Annotated in this window: 2 protein-coding genes; both read left to right on the top strand. The window is 34.4% G+C overall.

Features of this window, described 5'->3' with window-relative positions; genetic code table 11:
* Positions 1–1,107: proton-conducting transporter membrane subunit (locus Q0616_RS02315; protein WP_298774761.1), on the top strand; the 1,107-nt coding region annotated here is incomplete at its 5' end.
* Positions 1,108–1,114: 7 nt separating this feature from the next.
* On the top strand, positions 1,115–2,205 hold a 1,091-nt coding region (locus Q0616_RS02310; protein WP_298774758.1), incomplete at its 3' end, for a NuoM family protein.

The raw sequence follows: 2,205 nt of genomic DNA, 5'->3' as shown, positions 1-2,205 counted from the left end.
ACGGCTGGTATTTTTATGATCACACGTTGTAATGAATTGTTTACTGCAGCGCCATTGACTTTAGAAATTATTCAGTACATAGGAATTGCAACCGCATTTGTTACAGCAACTATTGCAATGCGTCAAAATGATATCAAAAAAGTATTGGCTTATTCTACAGTTTCTCAGTTAGGATTAATGTTTGCAGCAATTGGTTCTGGAGCATATATCGCAGCGGTTTTCCATGTGATGACACACGCTTTCTTTAAGGCTTTATTATTCTTAGGAGCAGGTTCTGTGATTCACGGAATGCACCACGAACAGGATATGCGTAAAATGGGAGGGTTGAAAAAATACATGAAAATTACTCATATCACTTTCTTGATCGGATGTTTGGCAATCGCAGGTATTCCTGGTTTATCAGGTTTCTTCTCGAAAGATGAAATGTTATTAGGAATGTTTGTATCTAACCCAGTTGTTTACGGAATTGGTTTTATTGTTTCAGTAATGACAACATTCTATATGTTCCGTTTATATGCCATGACTTTCTTAGGCGATTTACGAAGCAAAGATGCTCATCCGCACGAAAGCCCAGCAGCAATGACAATTCCATTAATCATTTTAGCAGTTCTTTCTGTTATTGCAGGTTATATTGGAATTCCAGCTTTATTTATGCAAGATGGACATAAGTTGCAAACTTTCTTAGGTGGAGTTGTTTCTATCGGAGAAGCGCATCCTGTTTCTCATGCAACAGAATGGATGATGATGGGCGCTTTATTAATTTGTGTACTTGGAGCAATTTATTTTGCAATTAAGAAATACACCAATTATGTAGATGGAGAAGCGACAGGAATTGCAAAATTCTTTGAAGATAAATGGTACATCGACGAATTATACGACAATGCAATTGTAAAGCCATTGTTTGAGTTAGGCGATGTCTTGAAAAAATATGTAGAAAAAGCAGGTATTGCAGCTTTTGTTTTAGGAGTTGGAACTGTTTCTGGTCGCGCATCAAAAAATGTACGTCAGCTACAAAACGGAAATGTAGGATTCTATATTTTGTTGATGGTTTTCGGAATCGTTGCAGGTATAGCTATCTTTTTTATGGGGTATTTAATTTCAAAATAGGTTAGTAATGCTTTTATCTTTATTTATCATATTACCATTAATAGTAGGAGTTTTTATGCTATTAATGCAAGGACAAAAACCACAAAGATGGTTAGGAGCATTCGTTGGCGGAGCATTGTTAGCGTTATACTTGTTTATCAGTTGTCAAGGAGGAACAAACGAGTTAACATACCAAACACAATGGTTCAATTTCAACAGCGTTAAAACTTATTTTGCGTTAAATGCTCAAGGTTTAGGAGGTTTAATGATTTTATTAACGAACCTTACTTACTTCGCTCTTTTTGTTTATTTGGCAACAACAAAACAAAAATATAGCAATACATTCTACGGATTATTGCTAATCACTTTAGCTGGTTTAAATGGAGTTTTCTTAGCAGAAGATTTAATTTTATTCTATTTCTTCTGGGAAGTTGTTTTGATTCCAGTCTATTTCTTAATTGGATTATTCGGAATTGGAAAAGACAAAATTCGCGCAAATATGACATTTTTCTTATACACGATTTTAGGATCGATGTTTATGTTAGCTGGAATTATTTACATCGGATTTTTCTTACAACCAACTTCGTTTTTATTAACGGATATCGTACAAGTAACAGGACCACAATATTCAACAAACACCGCGTTAGCATTGTTATTCTTAATCGCTTTTGTAATTAAAATTCCAATCTTTCCATTTCATACATGGCAACCAACGATTTACAAAACATCGCCAACTCCATTAACAGTTGTTCTTTCTGCTTTGATGGCAAAAATGGGATTATTTGCTGTGGTAACTTGGTATTTAGGAATGTTTCCAACGATTTCTGAATTATTCGAATACATTATGTACGTCGCAATTTTCGGATTAGTTTACGCTTCGTTAATCGCTTTGAGCACAAAAAATGTAAAGAAAATTATTGCGTATAGTTCGATTGCGCATTTGGCTTTAATTTTTGTATCGTTATTTTCAGAATTAGCAAATGGTGTAACAGGTGCTTATTTCCAAATGTTTTCGCATGGTTTAGTTGTTCTTGGATTATGGTTATGTGTAGATGTAATGGAAAGAAAATATGAGTTGACAGACATTAAATCGATAGGTGGTTTAGCAAAAGTTGATCC

This window comes from uncultured Empedobacter sp. (assembly GCF_937930195.1).
In the GTDB taxonomy this organism is placed as follows: Bacteria; Bacteroidota; Bacteroidia; order Flavobacteriales; family Weeksellaceae; genus Empedobacter; species Empedobacter stercoris.
Note: the sequence above shows the minus strand (reverse complement) of the source record. Positions and strands in the feature narration are given on the sequence as shown.